Source organism: Streptomyces sp. NPDC005774 (genome assembly GCF_042871645.1).
In the GTDB taxonomy this organism is placed as follows: domain Bacteria; phylum Actinomycetota; class Actinomycetes; order Streptomycetales; family Streptomycetaceae; genus Streptomyces; species Streptomyces pratens.
The window spans coordinates 108,084-126,130 of record NZ_JBIAIV010000014.1; the positions used below are offsets into that span (position 1 = coordinate 108,084).

The window sequence follows — 18,047 nt, forward strand, 5'->3', positions numbered from 1 at the left end:
CGGCTGCCGTGCCATGGCCCGGACCACGTCCCACCACGCCCCTGAACCGGAACCCGGCCCGCGTCGGAACGCCTTCCAGGCCGAAGCCGAATCCGCTTCGGAACACGTTCCGGAGCCGGGACGCACTCGCGCCGGAGCCTGACCCCGGTGCCGGGTCGGGCCCGTCGGAACGCGTCGCCGCGCCGGAACCGGACCCGCCGCGGAGCACGGTCCGGGGCCGCACCCGCACCCGCACCCGCACCCGCACGGGGACGGGGACGGGGACGCGTTCCGGAGCCGGAACCGCACCCGCCCCGGCCTGTGTGCGTGGGTTGCGTCACAGGTCGGCTGCAGTCGCGGACCGATCCGCGACGAAGCGGTCGGGGGTGTCGGCGGCTGCTCGTAGACTCCCTGCGTGGACACGACCCTTCAGGACCCTCTGGTCGGGCAGGTGCTCGACGGTCGGTATCGCGTCGAGGCGCGTATCGCGGTCGGCGGGATGGCCACGGTCTACCGGGCCGTGGACACCCGCCTCGACCGCGTGCTCGCGCTCAAGGTGATGCACCCGGCGCTCGCCGCCGACGGTTCCTTCGTCGACCGGTTCATCCGCGAGGCGAAGTCGGTGGCCCGTCTGGACCATCCGAACGTGGTGCAGGTCTTCGACCAGGGCACCGACCGGGAGTACGTGTATCTGGCGATGGAGTACATCGCCGGCTGCACCCTGCGGGACGTGCTACGTGAGCGCGGGGCGCTGCAGCCGCGTGCCGCGCTGGACATCCTGGAGCCGATGCTGGCCGCGCTCGGTGCCGCGCACCGGGCCGGTTTCGTGCACCGGGACATGAAGCCGGAGAACGTCCTGATCGGGGACGACGGCCGGGTCAAGGTCGCCGACTTCGGCCTGGTCCGGGGCGTGGGCACGGTGACGAACACCACCGGCACCGTGCTGGGCACGGTCTCGTACCTGGCACCGGAGCAGATCGAGAGCGGTACCGCCGACCCTCGCGTGGACGTCTACGCGTGCGGCATCCTGCTCTACGAGATGCTGACCGGTGAGCGGCCGCACGAGGGCGACTCACCCGCGATCGTGCTCTACAAGCATCTGCACGACGACGTGCCGCCGCCGTCGGCCGTCGTCCCCGGTATGGCGTACGCGCTGGACGAGCTGGTCGCGTCGGCGACCGCGCGCAACCCGGAGATCCGTCCGCACGACGCGGTGGCGCTGCTCGCCCGGGTCCGCGTGGCCCGCGGCGGCCTCGACGCGGCGCAGCTGGACGCGGTCCCGCCCCAGGCGCTGTCGTCGGAGCACCACAACGCGGACGACCGTACGAGCGTCATCCCGCGCGCGCTGACCTCCCCCACGCTCGGCTTCGCTCGCGCGGGGGGACCCCCGTCCCGCCCGCTGCCCGTCAACGAGGACGACGAACAGCAGGGGCACGGCGGCGGTGCGGACTCCTACCACCGCACCAGCCGGCTCCGGACCCCGGCGCCGCTGCCGCCCCGGCGCGGCCCGGGGCTGCGCGCTCAGGCACTGCTGCGCGGCCCGATGACGATCGTCGTCGTGGTGCTGCTGGCCCTCGGGGCCGGAGCGGGCGTCTGGTACATCAACTCGGGTCAGTTCACCAAGGTCCCGCCGCTGCTGGCGAAGACCGAGAAGGAGGCCCGGGACCGGCTGGCGGAGGCCGGGCTGGACGTCGGCCGGGTCGAGGAGACGTACAGCGACTCCGTGAGGCGGGGCACGGTGATCCGTACGGACCCGGCGGCGGGTGCCCGTATCCGCGGCACCGACTCGGTCTCGCTGACCCTCTCCAAGGGGCCGAAGACCGTGAAGGTGCCCGATGTGGACGGCGTCGCGCTGGGCAGTGCACGGTCCGTGCTGAAGAAGGCGGGCCTGGAGCCGGGCATGGTCACCCGGGAGTTCAGCGAGGACGTGGCCAAGGGTTCCGTGATCTCCACCGGGCCGACCGGGGGTACCGAGGTCCGTGCGGGCTCGGCGGTGGCACTCACCGTGAGCAAGGGCAACCCGGTGGACATCCCCGACGTGACCGGCGAGGACCTGGCGGACGCGCGCGCCGGGCTGGAGAAGGCCGGCCTCGAGGTGGAGGTCGCCACCGAGCGGGTCACCTCCGAGCACGACGCGGGCCGGGTGGCCCGGCAGAACCCGGAGGCGGGCGGTGAGGCCGTCGAGGGGGACACCGTGACGCTGACGCTGTCCAAGGGACCCGAGATGATCGAGGTTCCCGACGTGGTCGGCGACAGCGTGGACGAGGCCACGAAGACGCTGGAGGCGGCCGGGTTCCGGGTCGAGGAGGACCGTGGGCTGCTCGGCCTGTTCGGCGACACCGTCAGGGGACAGTCCGTGGAGGGCGGGGGCACCGCGCCCAAGGGCTCGACGATCACCCTCAAGATCCGCTGAGCCGCTGAACTGTCGCCCGGTGAACTGCCGGCCCGGTGAGCTGCCGGCCCGGTGAGCTGCCGGCCCGGTGAGCTGCCGGCTCGCTGAACTGCCGGCCCGCTGATCCGGCGGCGGCCACCGGGCGGCGGCATGACACCCTGGACGGGTGAAGAGTCACCTGCCCGGCCCCGCCCGCAACCCGGTCGGCGGCCATGTCCCCGTGGCCGGCGGTCTGCATTCCGTCGGTCTGTCCTACGCCCGTGAGCTGCGTGCGGAAGCCGTTCAGGTCTTCGTCGCCAATCCGCGCGGCTGGGCGACGCCGTCCGGCAACCCGAAGCAGGACGCGGCCTTCCGCGAGGAGTGCGCGGCCGAGTCGATCCCGGCGTACGTGCACGCCCCGTACCTGATCAACTTCGGGTCCCACACCCGGGCGACCGTCGAGCGGTCCGTCGAGTCGCTGCGGCACTCACTGCGGCGCGGGCGCGAGATCGGGGCGCTGGGCGTGGTGGTCCACACCGGCAGCGCGACGGGTGGACGGGAGCGGTCGGTGGCGCTGGCGCAGGTACGGGAGTATCTGCTGCCGCTGCTCGACGAGCTCACCCATGACGACGACCCGTTCCTGCTCCTCGAGTCGACGGCCGGCCAGGGCTCCTCCCTCTGCTCACGGACCTGGGACTTCGGGCCGTACTTCGAGGCGCTGGACGCCCATCCGAAACTGGGCGTCTGCCTGGACACCTGCCATGTCTTCGCGGCCGGCCACGATCTGACCGGGCCGAGCGGGATGCATCAAACACTGGATCTGCTGGTGGACACGGTCGGCGAGGGACGGCTGAAACTGATCCACGCCAATGACTCCATGGATGTGGTCGGCGCGCACAAGGACCGTCACGCGAACATCGGCGACGGCCATATCGGCGAGGATCCGTTCCGCGCGTTGATGGCGCACCCCGCGACCGAGGGCGTCCCGCTGATCATCGAGACACCCGGCGGCAAGGAGGGCCATGCGGCGGACGTGGAGCGGCTGAAGAAGCTCCGGGAGTCGTCGTAGTCGCCTGCGGTCCCAGGAGGACGCACGCCGGACCGGCTCAGAGCTCGGGTCCCTCCCCGGGCTCCTCCTGGTACGAGTAGCGCTGTTCCTTCCAGGGATCGCCGACGTTGTGGTAGCCGCGCTCCTCCCAGAAACCGCGGCGGTCGGTGGTCATGTACTCCACCCCGCGGACCCATTTGGGCCCCTTCCAGGCGTACAGATGGGGGACGATCAGACGGAGCGGGAACCCGTGCTCGGCGGTCAGCAGCTCACCGTCCTTGTGGGTGGCGAAGAGGGTCCGCTCGGACGCGAAGTCCGCCAGGCGCAGGTTGGAGCTGAATCCGTACTCGGCCCAGACCATCACATGGGTGGCGTCGGACGCCGGTGGGGCGAGTTCCAGGAGGGTGCGGACCGGAATGCCACCCCATTCGGCGCCGAGCATGCTGAACTTGGTGACACAGTGCAGGTCGGCCACGACGCTGCGGTACGGCAGGGCCGTGAACTCCTCGTGGTTCCAGCAGCGCTTGTCGCCGTCGGCGGTGGCGCCGAACACCCTGAACTCCCAGCGCTCGGGCCGAAACCTGGGCACCGGCCCGTAGTGCGTGACCGGCCAGCCCTTCTGCAGTCGCTGTCCCGGCGGGAGCTCGAACCGTGCCCCTTCCTCCGCTGTGCGCTCCCCCGATTCGCGTTCCGCCGGCTGACCCATGCTTCCATCCTGACAGACCCGGCGTAACGCATCGGACCGGGGCCCCATGAAACCGGGCAATACGTCTCAAAGTGCAGTAAGTATAGCCTTACTTACTAAGTCAACACTTACTGGACGATCTTCCCCACCGGTGGAATCATGCGGCGCATCTGGACCGTTCATCCGCACGGAAGGATCCTCCGCGATGCAGGGCGACCCCGAGGTCATCGAATTCCTCAACGAGCAGCTGACCGCCGAGCTGACCGCGATCAACCAGTACTTCCTGCACTCGAAACTGCAGGACCACAAGGGCTGGACCAGGCTCGCCGAGTACACGCGCGCCGAGTCCTTCGACGAGATGCGGCACGCGGAGGTCCTCACCGACCGCATCCTGATGCTCGACGGCCTGCCCAACTACCAGCGGCTCTTCCATGTGCGGGTCGGGCAGACGGTGACGGAGATGTTCCAGGCCGACCGGGAGGTCGAGGTCGAGGCCATCGACCGGCTGCGCCGGGGCGTGGAGGTCATGCGCAACAAGAACGACATCACGTCCGCCAACGTCTTCGAGGCGATCCTCGCCGACGAGGAGCAGCACATCGACTACCTGGACACCCAGCTGGAACTCATCGAGAAGCTGGGCGAGGCGCTGTACCTGTCGACGGTGATCGAGCAGTCCCAGCCGGACTCCTCGGGGAAGGGCACGCCCTCGACCTACTAGACCGACAGGACTTACGCGGCTTCGGGGAACTCCGTCGCGAGGGGCGGCCGGCCCTGGTCGGCCAGCTGCCGGCGGGGGCAGGCGCCACGGCCGAGCAGCGCCTGGATGCGCCGCACGCAGCCGCCGCAGTCGGTGCCGGCCTTGCAGGCGGAGGCGATCTGCCGGGGAGTGCAGGCCCCGGCATCCGCGTGACTCTTCACCTGTTCCTCGGTCACTCCGAAGCAGCTGCAGACGAACACGCGATTCACCTCCCGACGTAGCGTGGGTCGTGCCGTCCCGACCCCTGATCGGTGAGGCAAACCTAACCTTACCCGTCGCCCGGAGGGCATAAAAGTGGGGTGGGTGCGGATTCCGTGTGATCCGCGCCCCACCCCTCACCGTTCCGGCAGGTGAGCGGCGGGTGACCGGTACCGGCGTCCACTGGTCCGGTACCGGTCGCCCGCCGCTGTCGGTGCCTACTGGTCCCGGTACATCTCGGCGACGAGGAACGCCAGGTCCAGCGACTGGCTGCGGTTGAGCCGCGGGTCGCAGGCGGTCTCGTAGCGCTGGTGCAGATCGTCGACGAAGATCTCGTCGCCACCGCCCACGCACTCGGTGACGTCGTCGCCGGTGAGCTCCACGTGGATTCCGCCGGGGTGGGTGCCGAGCTCCTTGTGGACCTCGAAGAAGCCCTTCACCTCGTCCAGCACGTCGTCGAAGCGGCGGGTCTTGTGGCCGGAGGCCGCCTCGAAGGTGTTGCCGTGCATCGGATCGGTCACCCAGGCGACGGTGGCGCCGGAGGCGGTGACCTTCTCGACCAGCTCGGGCAGCTTGTCGCGGATCTTGTCCGCGCCCATGCGGACGATGAAGGTCAGCCGGCCGGGCTCGCGGTCCGGGTCGAGACGCTCGATGTACTGCAGCGCCTCCTCGACCGTCGTCGTCGGGCCGAGCTTGATGCCGATGGGGTTGCGGATCCGCGAGGCGAACTCGATGTGCGCGTGGTCCAGCTGCCGGGTGCGCTCACCGATCCACACCATGTGCGCGGAGACGTCGTACAGCCGTCCGGTGCGCGAGTCGACGCGGGTCAGCGCCGACTCGTAGTCCATCAGCAGCGCCTCGTGCGAGGAGAAGAACTCGACGGTCTTGAACTCCTCCGGCTCGGCCCCGCAGGCCTGCATGAAGTTCAGCGCCTGGTCGATCTCGCGGGCGAGCTGCTCGTAGCGCTGGCCGGACGGGGACGACTTCACGAAGTCCTGGTTCCAGGCGTGCACCTGGCGCAGGTCGGCGTAGCCGCCGGTGGTGAAGGCGCGCACCAGGTTCAGCGTGGAGGCGGAGGCGTGGTACATCCGCTTCAGCCGCTCGGGGTCCGGGATGCGGGCCGCCTCGGTGAAGTCGAAGCCGTTGACGGAGTCGCCCCGGTAGGTGGGCAGGGTCACGCCGTCGCGGGTCTCGGTCGACTTGGAGCGCGGCTTGGAGTACTGGCCGGCGATCCGGCCCACCTTCACCACGGGCACGGACGCGGCGTACGTCAGTACGGCACCCATCTGGAGCAGTGTCTTCAGCTTGGCCCTGATGTGGTCGGCGGACACCGCGTCGAAGGACTCCGCGCAGTCGCCGCCTTGGAGGAGGAACGCCTCTCCCTTGGCGACGGCCGCCATCCGGGCGCGCAGCTGGTCGCACTCGCCCGCGAAGACGAGTGGCGGATACGACTCGAGGTCCGCGATCACTGCGCGCAGAGCCTCGGTGTCGGGGTACTCGGGCTGCTGCGCCGCGGGCAGGTCTCGCCAGGTGTTGCCAGCGCTCGGGCTGGTCTTAGCGTTCACGGTCACGCCTCAACATTACGGGGTGGGATGGTGCCTTCCGGGCGATGCCCAGCAAGTGAGACGGAGAACGCGCTCCGTGACCGGACGACGGACGCACCGGGGCCGTGCGCGGGGCATGCGCTCGCGGGCCATGCGCTAGGGTGCGTCCCATGTCCGCGCTTTCGACCCGGAACGGTTCGGCCCAGAACCCTTCCGCCCCGAACTGGTGGTGGCCCGCTTCTGCGGCGGCCCACTGACCTTGTAGCGCGTACACAAGACTTCGCGAAGGCCGCCCGAGGGGCGGCCTTCGGCGTTCGCGGACCGCGCGGCGCGTGTGGGTCGGCCCTCCCACACCGAGGGACCACGACCGATGAACCGACCGACGGACCGACCGATGAAGCAGCCGACGAGCCTGCTCGGCCTGCTGGACGATCCCCGCCCGTTCGCCCTGCTGCACCGCCGCACGCCCGGCCACGACGACGGCGTGGTGGAGCTGCTGCTCGGCCCCGTCACCCCCCGTGAGCGCTTGGCCGATCTTCCCGACGAGGGGCTGGCGCTCATCCCCTTCCGGCAGATCCGGGAGCGCGGTTTCGACGTGCGCGACGACGGCACCCCGCTGCTGGTGCTGACCCCCGAGGAGCGCCACGAGATCCCGCTCGCCGAGGCCCTGGAGCAGTTGCCCACGCATGACGTGCGGGTTCGGGACGGCGGCTTCGACGTCGACGACGACGAGTACGCCGGCATCGTCGGGCGGGTGCTGCGCGAGGAGATCGGGCGGGGTGAGGGCGCCAACTTCGTGATCCGGCGGACGTACGAGGGGGAGATCCCCGGATTCGGGCGGGCCGACGCGCTGGCGCTGTTCCGGCGGCTGCTGGCGGGCGAGCGGGGCGCGTACTGGACGTTCGTGGTGCACACCGGGCAGGAGGCGGGAGGGCGGACGCTGGTCGGGGCGAGCCCCGAGGTACATGTGCGGGCGTCCGGCGGGACGGTCGTGATGAACCCGATCAGCGGCACCTACCGCTACCCGGCCGGCGGGCCGACCCCCGAGGATCTGCTGGAGTTCCTCGCCGACGGCAAGGAGATCGAGGAGCTGTCGATGGTCGTCGACGAGGAACTCAAGATGATGTGCACCGTCGGTGACATGGGCGGGGTCGTGGTCGGGCCCCGGCTGAAGGAGATGGCGCACCTCGCGCACACCGAGTACGAGCTGCGCGGCCGGTCCTCGCTGGATGTGCGGGAGGTGCTGAAGGAGACCATGTTCGCCGCGACCGTCACGGGGTCGCCGGTGCAGAACGCCTGCCGGGTGATCGAGCGGTACGAGCCCCTCGGGCGGAACGGTGCCGGGCGCGGCTACTACGCGGGCGCGCTGGCGCTGCTCGGCCGGTCCGCGGGTGGAGCCCAGACCCTCGACTCCCCCATCCTCATCCGCACTGCCGACATCGACGCGGCCGGGCGGCTGCGGGTGCCGGTCGGCGCCACCCTGGTGCGGGGCTCCGACCCGGCGGGCGAGGTCGCCGAGACCCATGCGAAGGCGGCCGGGGTACTGGCCGCGCTGGGGGTGCTCCCCGGGCGGCCGCGCGAGGAGGCCGTACGGCCGCGGCTGGCGGACGACCCCCGGGTGCGGGCGGCGCTGGACGGACGGCGGGCCTCACTGGCCCCGTTCTGGCTGCGGATGCGGGAGCAGCGGCCGTCGGACGGCCCGGCAGGCCCGGCAGGCCCGGCACCGGACGATCGGGGCCCGAACAGCCACACGCTGGACGGTCACACGCTGGACGGTCATGCGCTGGACGGTCATGCGCTGGTCGTCGACGGGGAGGACACGTTCACGGCGATGCTCGCGCATGTGCTGCGCGCGTCGGGACTCGCGGTCACCGTCCGGCGGTACGACGAACCCGGGCTGCGGGAGACGGTGCTCGGGCACGACGGCCCGGTCGTGCTGGGCCCCGGCCCCGGTGACCCGTCCGACACGCAGGACCCGAGGATGCGGTTCCTGCGCGGTCTGACCGCCGAGGTGATCGGGGCGGACCGACGCCACGGCGTCCTCGGTGTCTGCCTCGGCCACGAGCTGATCGCGGCCGAGCTGGGGCTGGAGACCGTCCGCAAGGAGGTGCCGTACCAGGGGGCGCAGACGGAGATCGACCTGTTCGGGCGGCCGGAGACGGTCGGCTTCTACAACAGCTTCGTCGCGCGCTGCGACGACGAGGCGGCGGCGGAGCTGGCGGCGCACGGCATCGAGGTGAGCCGCGCGGCGGACGGCGAGGTGCATGCGCTGCGCGGGCCCGGCTTTGCGGCGCTGCAGTTCCACCCCGAGTCGGTGCTCACCCTGAACGGCGCGGCGATCGTCGCCGAACTGATCGGTCAGCTGCGCGGGACCAGGACGTTCTCCGAGCGGCGGCCCTCGGTGTAGTCGAGGACGTTGGCCACCGTGGTGTCGATGATCTGGCCGACGGCGTCCACGGTGTAGTACGCCTGGTGGGAGGTGACCAGCACGTTCGGGAAGGTGACGAGACGGGCCAGGGTGTCGTCCTCGATGGCCTCCAGGGACTTGTCGAGGAAGAACAGGCCCGCCTCCGCCTCGTACACGTCCAGCCCGACGCCGGTGAAGCGGCCCGCGCGCAGTTCGGCGACGAGGGCCGCGGTGTCGACGAGTCCGCCGCGGCTGGAGTTCACCAGGATCGCGTCGTCCCGCATCGTCCGCAGGGCGGCCCCGTCGATCAGGTGGAGGGTCTCCGGCAGCAGCGGGACGTGCAGGCTGACCAGGTCGGACTCCGTGAGCAGCTGCTCCTTGGGTACGTAGGTCATGCCGAGGTCCCGGCAGGCGGGGTTCTCGGCGACGTCCCAGCCGAGCAGCCGCATGCCGAAGCCGTGCGCGATCCGGGTGAACGCCTCGCCGATCTTGCCGGTGCCGATGACTCCGGCGGTGCGGCCGTGCATGTCGCGGCCCATCAGCCCGTCGAGACGGAAGTCGAAGTCGCGGGTGCGGTTCGACGCCCGGACGATACGGCGGTTGACGGCCATGGCGAGGGCCCAGGCGAACTCGGCGACCGAGTGGGGCGAGTAGGACGACACCCGGGCGACCGTCAGGCCGAGCCGCTCGGCCGTCTTCAGGTCGACGTTGTTGAAGCCGGTGGACCGCTGGGCGATCATCCGGGTGCCGCCGGCCGCCAGGCTCTCCAGGACTCCGGCGCCGAGGTCGCAGTTGACGCTGGTGGAGATCACCTGGTGGCCCGCCGCGATGGGGGCGGTGTCCTCGTTGAGGAAGACATGCAGGCCGCGCACCTCGTGGTGCCCCTGGAAAGCCCGCTCGATCAAGGGCTTCTCGTCGGCCTGCACACCGAACGCGAGGATCTCCACAGGGTCCCTCCCAGGGTCGTGCCGAAAACTCTTCCGTACGCGACGGCCGCATACACGGCTGCTGCCGTGCGCGACGGCTGCCGCATGCGCGAATATACGGGGCCGGGAGCGGATGCGCCTGGGCCGGACGGGGCAGGCGCGGCGCGTTTTCGGTCCCGGCCCCGGGTTCGACCGGAAGGGCCAACTCCCCCGGAGGACCGGGCTGGTTGGTCGACCGGCCGACCAGTGCTACTCGTCGTCCAGGCCGCGTTCGATGGCGTAGCGGACGAGTTCCACGCGATTGTGCAGCTGGAGCTTGCCGAGGGTGTTCTGTACGTGGTTCTGCACCGTGCGGTGGGAGATGACGAGCCGTTCGGCGATCTGCTTGTAGCTCAGGCCCTTGGCGACCAGGCGCAGTACCTCGGTCTCCCGGTCGGTCAGCCGGGGTGCCTTGGACGCTCCGCCCTCCGGGGCGGGTGCCTGGTCGGAGGCCAGCCTGCGGTACTCGCCGAGGACCAGTCCGGCCAGGCCCGGGGTGAACACCGGGTCGCCCACGGCCGTGCGGCGCACCGCGTCCTGCAGGTCCTGGGTGGAGGCGGACTTCAGCAGATAGCCGGTGGCACCGGACTTCACCGCCTCCAGGACGTCGGCGTGTTCGCCGCTCGCCGAGAGCACCAGCACCCGCAGCGCCGGGTTCGCGGCGACGACCTCCTTGCAGACCTGGACGCCGGGCTTGCCGGGCAGGTTCAGGTCGAGGACGAGGACGTCGGGGGCGGCGGCCTTGGCGCGGCGTACGGCCTGGTCGCCGTCGCCCGCGGTGGCGACCACCTCGAAGCCGGACTCGGACAGGTCCCGGGCGACCGCGTCGCGCCACATGGGGTGGTCGTCGACCACCATTACCCTGACCGGGCCCTGCCCGCTCCCGCCCGGCCCTCCCCCGGGCTCTCCGCCCGGCTCTCCGGCTGTCGTGTCGGTCATCGCTGCTCCGCCTTCCCCCGTACGTCCTGTTCGTCGCTGTGGTGCTTGGGCACCTTCAGCTCGACCTCCGTGCCCTGCCCGGGCACCGAGATCAGCTCCGCGCTGCCGCCGAGGTCGCGCAGCCGCCCCCGGATCGACAGGGCCACCCCGAGCCGCCCCTCGCCCTCTGCCTGGGCGAGCCGGCCCTCGGGGATGCCGGGCCCGTCGTCGCGGACGGTGACGATCACCTCGTCCGGTTCGTCCTCGACCAGGATCCAGGCGCGCGCGTCGGGCCCCGCGTGTGTGCGTACGTTGTCCAGGGCGGCCCCGACAGCGGCGGCGAGCTCCCGCGCGGCGGCCGGCGCGAGCGGCACCGGCGCCCCGGGTTCGGCGAGGCCGACGAGGGTGCCGGCGTATGGGGCCAGCAGGGCACGCAGGTCGACGGGGCCGTCGCCTGTGCCGTCCCCGGCCGCGTCGGCGGTCCCGGCCGCGGTGCGCAGGTCCGCCGCTCCCCCGGCCGTGTCCTCCGCCCTTCTGGGGAGGGGCACCAGGCCGCCGGAGACCAGGGTGCGCAGCGCCACCTCCTGATCGCCGGCCATCCGGCCCAGCTCGGCCGCCTCGCCGCCGATCACCGCGCCGCGCCGCTGCACCATCGCGAGCACCTGGAGCACGCCGTCGTGGATGTCCCGCGCGAGCCGCTCCCGCTCCCTGGTGGCGGCCTCGATCTCCAGGGCGCGGGCGAGGGTGCGCTCGGAGGCGCGGGCGACCTCGACGACGTATCCGATGGCGATGGAGGCGACCCAGACGAGGATCACGTTGTGCACGGTGTCGCGGGCGGGGCCTCCGCGCTCGATCAGGTTGGCGACGGCGACCAGTGTGGAGGCGAGGGCGGCCCAGCGCCAGCCGCCCTTGATCGCGAAGGCGAGCACCGCGCCCGCGGTCCATATCGACGGCATGGTCGGGCCGCCGGCCGCGACCCGCTCCGGGGCGTCGGCGACGGGGGTGAGCAGGATGCCGGTGAGCGCGATGGTCAGGTCGGCGGCGAGGAAGCGTTTGGTGCAGGCTGCGGCGTTCGCGACCCGGGGCAGGGTGGCCAGGGTCCATACGGCCAGCAGGGCGAAGTAGGCGACGGCGAGCCAGGGACGTTCGAACCTCTCGTAGGCGGCGGCGAACAGGCCGACCGCGTACACCATGGTGAGGACCCGGTAACCGGCGAGCGCGCGCCACAGCGGCTGCTCGACCGACATCCTCATGACTCTCTCGCGCCTGGGCACGTCTCCCCCCACCCTCCGCCCCCGGCCCCCGCCCGCAGGCCCTAGGGGTCGGACCGCCGCTGCTCGGCCGCTTGTTCCCTCTGGGCTTCCTTCTCCGCTTCCCTCCGGAGTTCCTTCTGAAGTTCCTTCGCCGCTTCCTTCTCCGCCTTCTCGGCGCGGGCGAGCTCGGCCTTCTCCGCCTTCTCGGCGTCCTTCTCGGCCTTCGCCGCCTCCGCGAGCTGCCGCTTCATGGCGGTCGCGTACATGTCGACGTACTCCTGGCCGGAAAGCTTCATGATCTCGTACATGACCTCGTCGGTCACCGCGCGGAGCACGAAACGGTCGTGCTCCATGCCCTGGTAGCGGCTGAACTCCAGCGGCTTGCCGATGCGGATGCCCGGCCGGATCAGCTTCGGGACGACCTTCCCCGGCGGCTGGACCTTCTCGGTGTCGATCATGGCGACCGGGAGCACGGGCGCGCCGGTGGCGAGCGCCACACGTGCGAGGCCACCCGGCTTGCCGCGGTAGAGACGGCCGTCGGGCGAGCGGGTGCCCTCGGGGTAGAGACCGAACAGCTCGCCGCGTTCGAGGACCTCTATGCCGCTCTTGATCGCCGCCTCACCGGCACCGCGCGCGCCGGAACGGTCCACCGGGAGCTGCCCGGCGCCCTTGAAGAAGGCGGCCGTCAGCCGGCCCTTCACCCCCGGTGTGGTGAAGTACTCGGCCTTGGCTATGAAGGTGACCTTGCGGTGGAGGACGGCCGGCAGGAAGAAGGAGTCGGAGAACGACAGGTGATTACTGGCCAGGATGGCGGGGCCCTCGGCGGGGACGTTCTCCAGGCCCTCCACCCAGGGCCTGAAGGCAAGCTTCAGCGACCCTCCGACGGTGACCTTCATCACGCCGTACAACAACCGAGTGCCTTCCTCTACGTGTGCCTCAGACCCTAACCCGGAGTCCCGTCAATGGCTCCGACGGCCCTGGTCGGTGTCAGTGTGGTCGCGTACGGTGAAGGTCCTGCAACCCGTGTACAGCCTGTCGACTTCCTCGACTCTTTCCACGACTTCCACGACTCCGACGACTCTTACGACCGGGAGGCCGAAAGTGCCGCTCCTGACCGGAGCCGAGCCGTATCGCCACGAGGGCGGGGAGGCCGCTGTCCTCCTCTGCCACGGCTTCACCGGTTCGCCTCAGTCGCTGCGCCCGTGGGCGGAGCATTTCGCCGAGCACGGCCTGACCGTCTCGCTGCCCCTGCTCCCGGGGCACGGCACCCGCTGGGAGGACCTGCGGACCACCGGCTGGCAGGACTGGTACGCGGAGGTGGACCGCGAGCTGCGACTCCTGCGGGACCGCTGTTCGCGCGTGTTCGTGGCCGGTCTGTCCATGGGCGGCGCGCTGGCCCTGCGCCTGGCCGCGCGGCACGGCGACGCGGTGAGCGGTGTCATGGTCGTCAACCCGGCGAACCGGGTGCACGGTGTGGCCGCACACGCCCTCCCGGTGCTCCGTCATCTCGTCCCTGCGACGAAGGGCATCGCGAGCGACATCGCCAAGCCGTCGGTCGAGGAGCTGGGCTACGACCGGGTGCCGCTGCACGCGGCACACTCCCTGCGCACCTTCCTGCGCCTGCTCGACGGCGAGCTTCCCCAGGTCACCCAGCCGCTGCTGCTTCTGCGCAGTCCGCAGGACCACGTGGTGCCGCCCGCGGACTCGGCCCGGATCCTCGGCCGCGTCTCGTCGCTCGACGTGACGGAGGTCCTGCTGGAACAGAGCTACCACGTGGCGACGTTGGACCATGACGCGGAGCGGATCTTCCAGGAGAGCACCGCGTTCATCGGGCGGCTCGCACCCGGCGCCGTCAAGGAGCCCGGTCTCGGCAAGGAAGGGACGACCACAGGTGGCTGAGCACGACTCGGACCGCGAGGACCGCGAAGGGCGTGAGGACCAGGAGGCCCGTGAAGCCCACGAGGCGCGCGAGGCACGCGCGGGCCAGGGGCGTGGCGGCAGTGGCCCGGAGCAACAGGACCAGGACGTTCCCTTCGACGAGGATGCCGCGTGGGAGGCGATCGTCGCCGGGTACGGGAACGAGCCGCCGGACCCGGCGGGTGCCAAGCCGTTCAAGTCGGTCGAGGACCTGGCGCTGCTGGAGTCCGACACCAACACCGACACCGACACGCGCACCGAGGCCGCCGACGACGAGGCACCGGCCGAGGCGCCGACGCGGGCCGGGGACAAGCCGGTCAAGCCGCTGGGCGGTTCGGTCGCCTTCGCACCGGGTGTGGGCGGCCCTCGCGACTACAGCGTGTCCGAGCCGTCGGAGGACGACTTCGAGGACGGCGACGAGGGTCACTTCGTGCCGCCGGAGCCCCCGCCGCTGCCCGAGACCGACGTCACGTCCAAGTTCGCGTGGCTGGGGGTCCTGGGCGGTCCGGTGCTGCTCCTGCTGGCGATACTGCTCGGCTGGGAGATGACCTGGTTGCTGACCACCCTGTGCATCGGCGGCTTTCTGGGCGGCTTCGCCACGCTGGTGATGCGCATGCGCACGGATGACGAGGACGACGACCCGGGCCGGGGCGCGGTGGTCTGAGGACGCCCTGGATCAGGCGGCCGGAATTCTGAGGGCGGCCAGGACCGGAAGGTGGTCCGTGGCCGCCCGCAGGTCGGTCCCGGTCACGCCGGGCTGACCGTGCGGCACCCCGCAGCCCAGGACCTCGACGCCCTTGGTGGTGAAGAGCGCGTCGATGCGCTGGTGCGGATCGGCGGGGGTCGAGGTGTACTCGCCGCCCCAGGGCGCCGCCGCCCGGCAGTCCGTCAGCCCCTCGCCCGCCAGCCGCCGGAAGGTACGGCCGGCCGGCCGCTCGTTCAGATCGCCGCCGGCGACCGCGTGCTCCACGCCCATCCCGGCGAGCCGGTCCAGGAGCATGCCGCCCTGTGCGTACCGTTCGTCCTTCTGCAACGACAGATGGCAGCTCAGCACGCCCAGCCGGGCCCCGCCGAACCGTACGACGGCGGTGGCGAAACCACGCCGGTGCAGTCCCGGGGTGAGCGGCAGCAGCACGTCCTCGGTGCGCTCGACGGTCGTCCGCAGCGAGCACAGGATCGCGGGACCGGCGGCCGTGGCGCCTCCGGAGAGGGTCACCAGCCCGGAGGCGGAGGCCAGCCGGGCCAGTTTCTTGCGCCAGCGGAAGAATCGCGGTGCTTCCTGGACCAGGACCAGATCGGGGGCGCAGGCGGTGATCACCCGGGCGAGGGCGGCGGTGTCGTCGTACATCGACCGGATGTTGTAGCTCAGGACACGGATCACGGCCGAACCGTCCGGCTCGGTGCGGGAGTCCGGCAGCAGCGGAGTCGTCGCCATGCGGATCAAGATACGCCGCCCCGCACGGCCGAAGGCGTCATGCGGGCCGATATCGGCACGAAATGAACCGGTCGGCGACCCGCGCACCGGGGAAATCGCGCCACGCGAACGAGGAGACCGCGAACCGCTGCCCGTCCTTCTCCTGGAAGTCGCGCACGTGGCCGGTGAACGGGGCCGGTGAACGGGGGCCGGGGTCGCCGGTACGGCTTCGCGAGGACGTGGACCGCGCCCTGCGCGATGTGCGGGGTGCAGGCGTGGGCCGCGTCGCCGGCCAGGGCCGCCCAGCCCATGTGCCACGGCTCGTCGACCGTCACCTGGGAGACGCGGGAGTACACCACGGCGGACGGGCCGGTGCCCGTGGTGGGGGCCTCGGCGACCGGGCCCGGGAACATCGTCAGCCGTTCGGCGAGCCGCTCATGGGCACGCGCCGGATCCGGCCGGAGGCCCGGCGCGGGGGGATGGATGCCGGAAGGGCTGCCCGGCGCACCGAGCCGACCCGGACCTGGTTATCGTGACGGCCACGATCGAAGGTCAACTCCCGGGCGCGACAAGGGGAATCACGGTGGATCAGCAGGACGCGGGCATGGACACCCCCATACGGATCGACACCAGCAGGCCGCACCCCGCGCGGATGTACGACTGGTTCCTCGGCGGCAAGGACAACTACCCGGTGGACGAGGAGCTGGGCCGGCAGCTGGTGGGGTTCGCGCCGGTCATCCCGGTCATGGCGCGGATGAACCGGGCCTTCATGCACCGCGCCACCCGTTGGGTCGCCGGCCGGGGAGTGCGCCAGTTCCTCGACGTCGGGACCGGCATCCCGACGGAGCCGAACCTGCACCAGGTGGCCCAGGAGGTCGCTCCCGACGCGCGGATCATGTACTGCGACAACGACCCGATCGTGCTGGCCCACGCCGGGGCACTGCTCCGGGGCACACCCGAAGGGGTCGTCGACTACGTGCAGGCGGACGCCCACGACACCGCCGGAATCCTGGAACACGCCCGCGGGACACTGGACTTCGACCGGCCTGTCGCGCTCTCCCTGATCGCGCTGCTGCACTTCATCGGCGACGAGGACGGGGCCTACGAGCTGGTGGAACACCTCAAGGAGGCCCTGGCGCCGGGCAGCTACCTGATCATGTCCCACCTCACCCCCGACTTCCACCCGGAGGAGGCCTCACGGAAGGTCAGCGACCTGTACAAGGCGGGTGGGCTCACCATGGACATGCGCAACCGGGAGAGGTTCGCCCGCTTCTTCGAGGGGCTGGAGCCCGTGGAGCCGGGCATCGTGGCGGCCGAGGACTGGCACCCGGAGCTGGGGGAGCCGGTCCCCGGCCAGGAGAACGTCCTCAGCGGGTCCTATGTGGCGGTGGCACGCAAGGGGTGATCCGGCACGAGGACGGCCCACGGGCGGGGGGGCGGCGTCTCGTGTGATCTCGTGTGACCTCGTGTGAAAGGTGGAAGCGCGCGGGCACCCACACATGCGCACCGCGGGGCTCGCCCTCCCCGAATACGGCGGCGCCCGCCGTCCCCGGAGGGGTCGGGCGGGCGCCGCCGTGCGCATGTGTGGGTGCGGAGGTCACATCACCGGGTCGGGTTCCCGGGCCAGGTCCGCCGCGCCCACCAGGCCGGCCTTGTTGCCGAGCTCGGCGGCCCGGACGTCGGCGACCGGGCGCCAGTTGCCGCCCACCAGCCAGCGCTTGTACGACTTGCGGATCGGGTCGAGGAGCAGTTCCCCCTCGTCGGAGAGGCCGCCGCCGACGATGAAGGCGGAGGGGTCGAAGAGGGAGGCCAGGTCGGCCAGGCCGGCGCCGACCCAGCGGGCCAGCTCGCGGTAGGAGTCGACGGCCACCGGGTCGCCCTGACGGGCGGCCACGGAGACGTGCTTGCCCTCGATGCCCTCGGGGGTGCCGTCGCCGAGGGCGAGCAGCGTCTCCGCGCTCTCCGGGGTCGCGTTGGCGCGCTGGGTGGCGTACCGGACGAGGGCGCGGCCGGAGGCGTACTGCTCCCAGCAGCCCTGCGAACCGCAGCCGCACAGCAGACCGTCCGGGACCATCCGGATGTGCCCGAACTCCGCGGCCACGCCGAAGTGGCCCCGGCGCAGCTTGTTGCCGATGATGACACCGCCGCCGAGGCCGGTGCCGAGCGTGATGCAGATGACGTTGCGGTGGCCCTTGCCGGCGCCGAACTTGTACTCGCCCCAGGCCGCCGCGTTCGCGTCGTTCTCCACGACGACCGGGAGCCCCACGCGGGCCTCGACCTTCTGCTTCAGCGGCTCCTGGCGCCAGTCGATGTTGGGGGCGAAGTACACCGTCGAGCGCTGGCGGTTGACGTATCCGGCCGCACCGATTCCCACGCCGACGATCTCGTTCCCCGCGCGTGCGCCCTCCACCGCGGAGGCGATGGCGTCCACGATGCCCTCGGGCGTGCCCGGGGTCGGCACCTTGTGGACCGAGAGGATGTTGCCGTCCTCATCGACCACGCCGGCCGCGATCTTGGTGCCGCCGATGTCGACGCCGATGGTGAGTCCCATGAATCCCTCAGTTCCGGTCGAGCCCCGCTACCGCCCACGG

Annotated in this window: 16 protein-coding genes and 1 pseudogene; 7 read left to right on the forward strand and 10 right to left on the reverse strand. The window is 71.5% G+C overall.

All coding sequences use genetic code 11. The annotated features are described in order from the left end of the window. Nucleotides 1–394: 394 nt before the first annotated feature. Together pknB and ACFYQA_RS15740 are read left to right on the forward strand one after the other, a co-directional pair. Nucleotides 395–2,392 (forward strand): Stk1 family PASTA domain-containing Ser/Thr kinase, encoded by a 1,998-nt coding sequence (gene pknB, locus ACFYQA_RS15735; protein ID WP_388917106.1) that lies wholly within the window; start codon nt 395–397, stop codon nt 2,390–2,392. A 145-nt stretch (nt 2,393–2,537) separates the two neighbouring features. Further along, nucleotides 2,538–3,419 (forward strand): deoxyribonuclease IV, encoded by an 882-nt coding sequence (locus tag ACFYQA_RS15740; RefSeq protein ID WP_386400792.1) that lies wholly within the window; start codon nt 2,538–2,540, stop codon nt 3,417–3,419. 37 nt (nt 3,420–3,456) lie between these two features. Here ACFYQA_RS15740 and ACFYQA_RS15745 read toward each other — a convergent pair whose 3' ends face one another. After that, nucleotides 3,457–4,104 (reverse strand): sulfite oxidase-like oxidoreductase, encoded by a 648-nt coding sequence (locus ACFYQA_RS15745; protein WP_388917109.1) that lies wholly within the window; start codon nt 4,102–4,104, stop codon nt 3,457–3,459. Between the two features lie 184 nt (nt 4,105–4,288). Here ACFYQA_RS15745 and bfr point away from each other — a divergent pair, with 184 nt between their 5' ends. Further along, entirely contained in the window at nt 4,289–4,801 is a 513-nt protein-coding gene (bfr, locus tag ACFYQA_RS15750) for a bacterioferritin (RefSeq protein ID WP_388917112.1), read from the forward strand. Between the two features lie 11 nt (nt 4,802–4,812). Here bfr and ACFYQA_RS15755 read toward each other — a convergent pair whose 3' ends face one another. Further along, nucleotides 4,813–5,049: a bacterioferritin-associated ferredoxin gene (locus ACFYQA_RS15755; protein ID WP_388917115.1), complete on the reverse strand. Its 237-nt coding sequence runs from the start codon at nt 5,047–5,049 to the stop codon at nt 4,813–4,815. A 207-nt stretch (nt 5,050–5,256) separates the two neighbouring features. Then, on the reverse strand, nt 5,257–6,609 hold the full coding sequence (locus ACFYQA_RS15760; protein ID WP_388917118.1) for a class II 3-deoxy-7-phosphoheptulonate synthase: 1,353 nt from the start codon (nt 6,607–6,609) through the stop codon (nt 5,257–5,259). 367 nt (nt 6,610–6,976) lie between these two features. Between ACFYQA_RS15760 and ACFYQA_RS15765 the strand changes: the two genes are divergently transcribed. Next, entirely contained in the window at nt 6,977–8,989 is a 2,013-nt protein-coding gene (locus ACFYQA_RS15765; protein WP_388917121.1) for an anthranilate synthase family protein, read from the forward strand. Here ACFYQA_RS15765 and ACFYQA_RS15770 read toward each other — a convergent pair. The 4 genes from ACFYQA_RS15770 to ACFYQA_RS15785 all read right to left on the reverse strand — a co-directional run bounded on the left by ACFYQA_RS15770 (nt 8,941) and on the right by ACFYQA_RS15785 (nt 13,021). Beyond that, entirely contained in the window at nt 8,941–9,936 is a 996-nt protein-coding gene (locus ACFYQA_RS15770; protein ID WP_388917124.1) for a 2-hydroxyacid dehydrogenase, read from the reverse strand. The two genes, ACFYQA_RS15765 and ACFYQA_RS15770, sit on opposite strands and share 49 nt — an antisense overlap. Before the next feature lie 228 nt (nt 9,937–10,164). Further along, nucleotides 10,165–10,893, reverse strand: coding sequence for a response regulator (locus ACFYQA_RS15775; protein ID WP_388917127.1), 729 nt, complete (start codon nt 10,891–10,893; stop codon nt 10,165–10,167). After that, the gene (gene macS / locus ACFYQA_RS15780; protein ID WP_388917130.1) at nt 10,890–12,146 is read right to left on the reverse strand and encodes a MacS family sensor histidine kinase; all 1,257 of its coding nucleotides are present in this window, start codon (nt 12,144–12,146) and stop codon (nt 10,890–10,892) included. Before macS ends, ACFYQA_RS15775 begins: the two co-directional genes overlap by 4 nt. Before the next feature lie 41 nt (nt 12,147–12,187). Continuing rightward, nucleotides 12,188–13,021 (reverse strand): lysophospholipid acyltransferase family protein, encoded by an 834-nt coding sequence (locus ACFYQA_RS15785; protein ID WP_388917255.1) that lies wholly within the window; start codon nt 13,019–13,021, stop codon nt 12,188–12,190. A 205-nt stretch (nt 13,022–13,226) separates the two neighbouring features. On the opposite strand from ACFYQA_RS15785, the gene ACFYQA_RS15790 reads away from it, so the two are divergent. Beyond that, nucleotides 13,227–14,024, forward strand: coding sequence for an alpha/beta fold hydrolase (locus tag ACFYQA_RS15790; RefSeq protein ID WP_332426827.1), 798 nt, complete (start codon nt 13,227–13,229; stop codon nt 14,022–14,024). Next, complete coding sequence (locus ACFYQA_RS15795) at nt 14,017–14,706, forward strand: hypothetical protein (protein WP_388917133.1); 690 nt, start codon at nt 14,017–14,019, stop codon at nt 14,704–14,706. Before ACFYQA_RS15790 ends, ACFYQA_RS15795 begins: the two co-directional genes overlap by 8 nt. 12 nt (nt 14,707–14,718) lie before the next feature. On the opposite strand, the gene ACFYQA_RS15800 is transcribed toward ACFYQA_RS15795, so the two are convergent. After that, a complete protein-coding gene (locus tag ACFYQA_RS15800; protein WP_388917136.1) occupies nt 14,719–15,477 on the reverse strand; it encodes an endonuclease/exonuclease/phosphatase family protein in 759 nt (252 codons plus the stop codon). A 224-nt stretch (nt 15,478–15,701) separates the two neighbouring features. Next, nucleotides 15,702–15,929, reverse strand: a pseudogene (locus tag ACFYQA_RS15805) (FAD-dependent oxidoreductase); the annotation flags it as partial. A gap of 131 nt (nt 15,930–16,060) precedes the next feature. Here ACFYQA_RS15805 and ACFYQA_RS15810 point away from each other — a divergent pair. Beyond that, nucleotides 16,061–16,861, forward strand: a complete 801-nt coding sequence (locus ACFYQA_RS15810) for an SAM-dependent methyltransferase (RefSeq protein ID WP_388917139.1) — start codon at nt 16,061–16,063, stop codon at nt 16,859–16,861. A 192-nt stretch (nt 16,862–17,053) separates the two neighbouring features. Here ACFYQA_RS15810 and ACFYQA_RS15815 read toward each other — a convergent pair whose 3' ends face one another. Continuing rightward, a complete protein-coding gene (locus ACFYQA_RS15815) occupies nt 17,054–18,007 on the reverse strand; it encodes an ROK family glucokinase (protein WP_388917142.1) in 954 nt (317 codons plus the stop codon). Nucleotides 18,008–18,047 lie beyond the last annotated feature (40 nt).

Excerpts from the sequence above, each read along its gene's own strand:
- ACFYQA_RS15810 (WP_388917139.1), top strand. The coding sequence starts at position 16,061 with ATGGACACCCCCATACGGATCGACACCAGCAGGCCGCACCCCGCGCGG.
- ACFYQA_RS15815 (WP_388917142.1), bottom strand. The coding sequence starts at position 18,007 with ATGGGACTCACCATCGGCGTCGACATCGGCGGCACCAAGATCGCGGCC.
- bfr (WP_388917112.1), top strand. The coding sequence starts at position 4,289 with ATGCAGGGCGACCCCGAGGTCATCGAATTCCTCAACGAGCAGCTGACC.
- ACFYQA_RS15765 (WP_388917121.1), top strand. The coding sequence starts at position 6,977 with ATGAAGCAGCCGACGAGCCTGCTCGGCCTGCTGGACGATCCCCGCCCG.
- ACFYQA_RS15775 (WP_388917127.1), bottom strand. The coding sequence starts at position 10,893 with ATGACCGACACGACAGCCGGAGAGCCGGGCGGAGAGCCCGGGGGAGGG.
- ACFYQA_RS15785 (WP_388917255.1), bottom strand. The coding sequence starts at position 13,021 with ATGAAGGTCACCGTCGGAGGGTCGCTGAAGCTTGCCTTCAGGCCCTGG.
- ACFYQA_RS15800 (WP_388917136.1), bottom strand. The coding sequence starts at position 15,477 with ATGGCGACGACTCCGCTGCTGCCGGACTCCCGCACCGAGCCGGACGGT.
- ACFYQA_RS15745 (WP_388917109.1), bottom strand. The coding sequence starts at position 4,104 with ATGGGTCAGCCGGCGGAACGCGAATCGGGGGAGCGCACAGCGGAGGAA.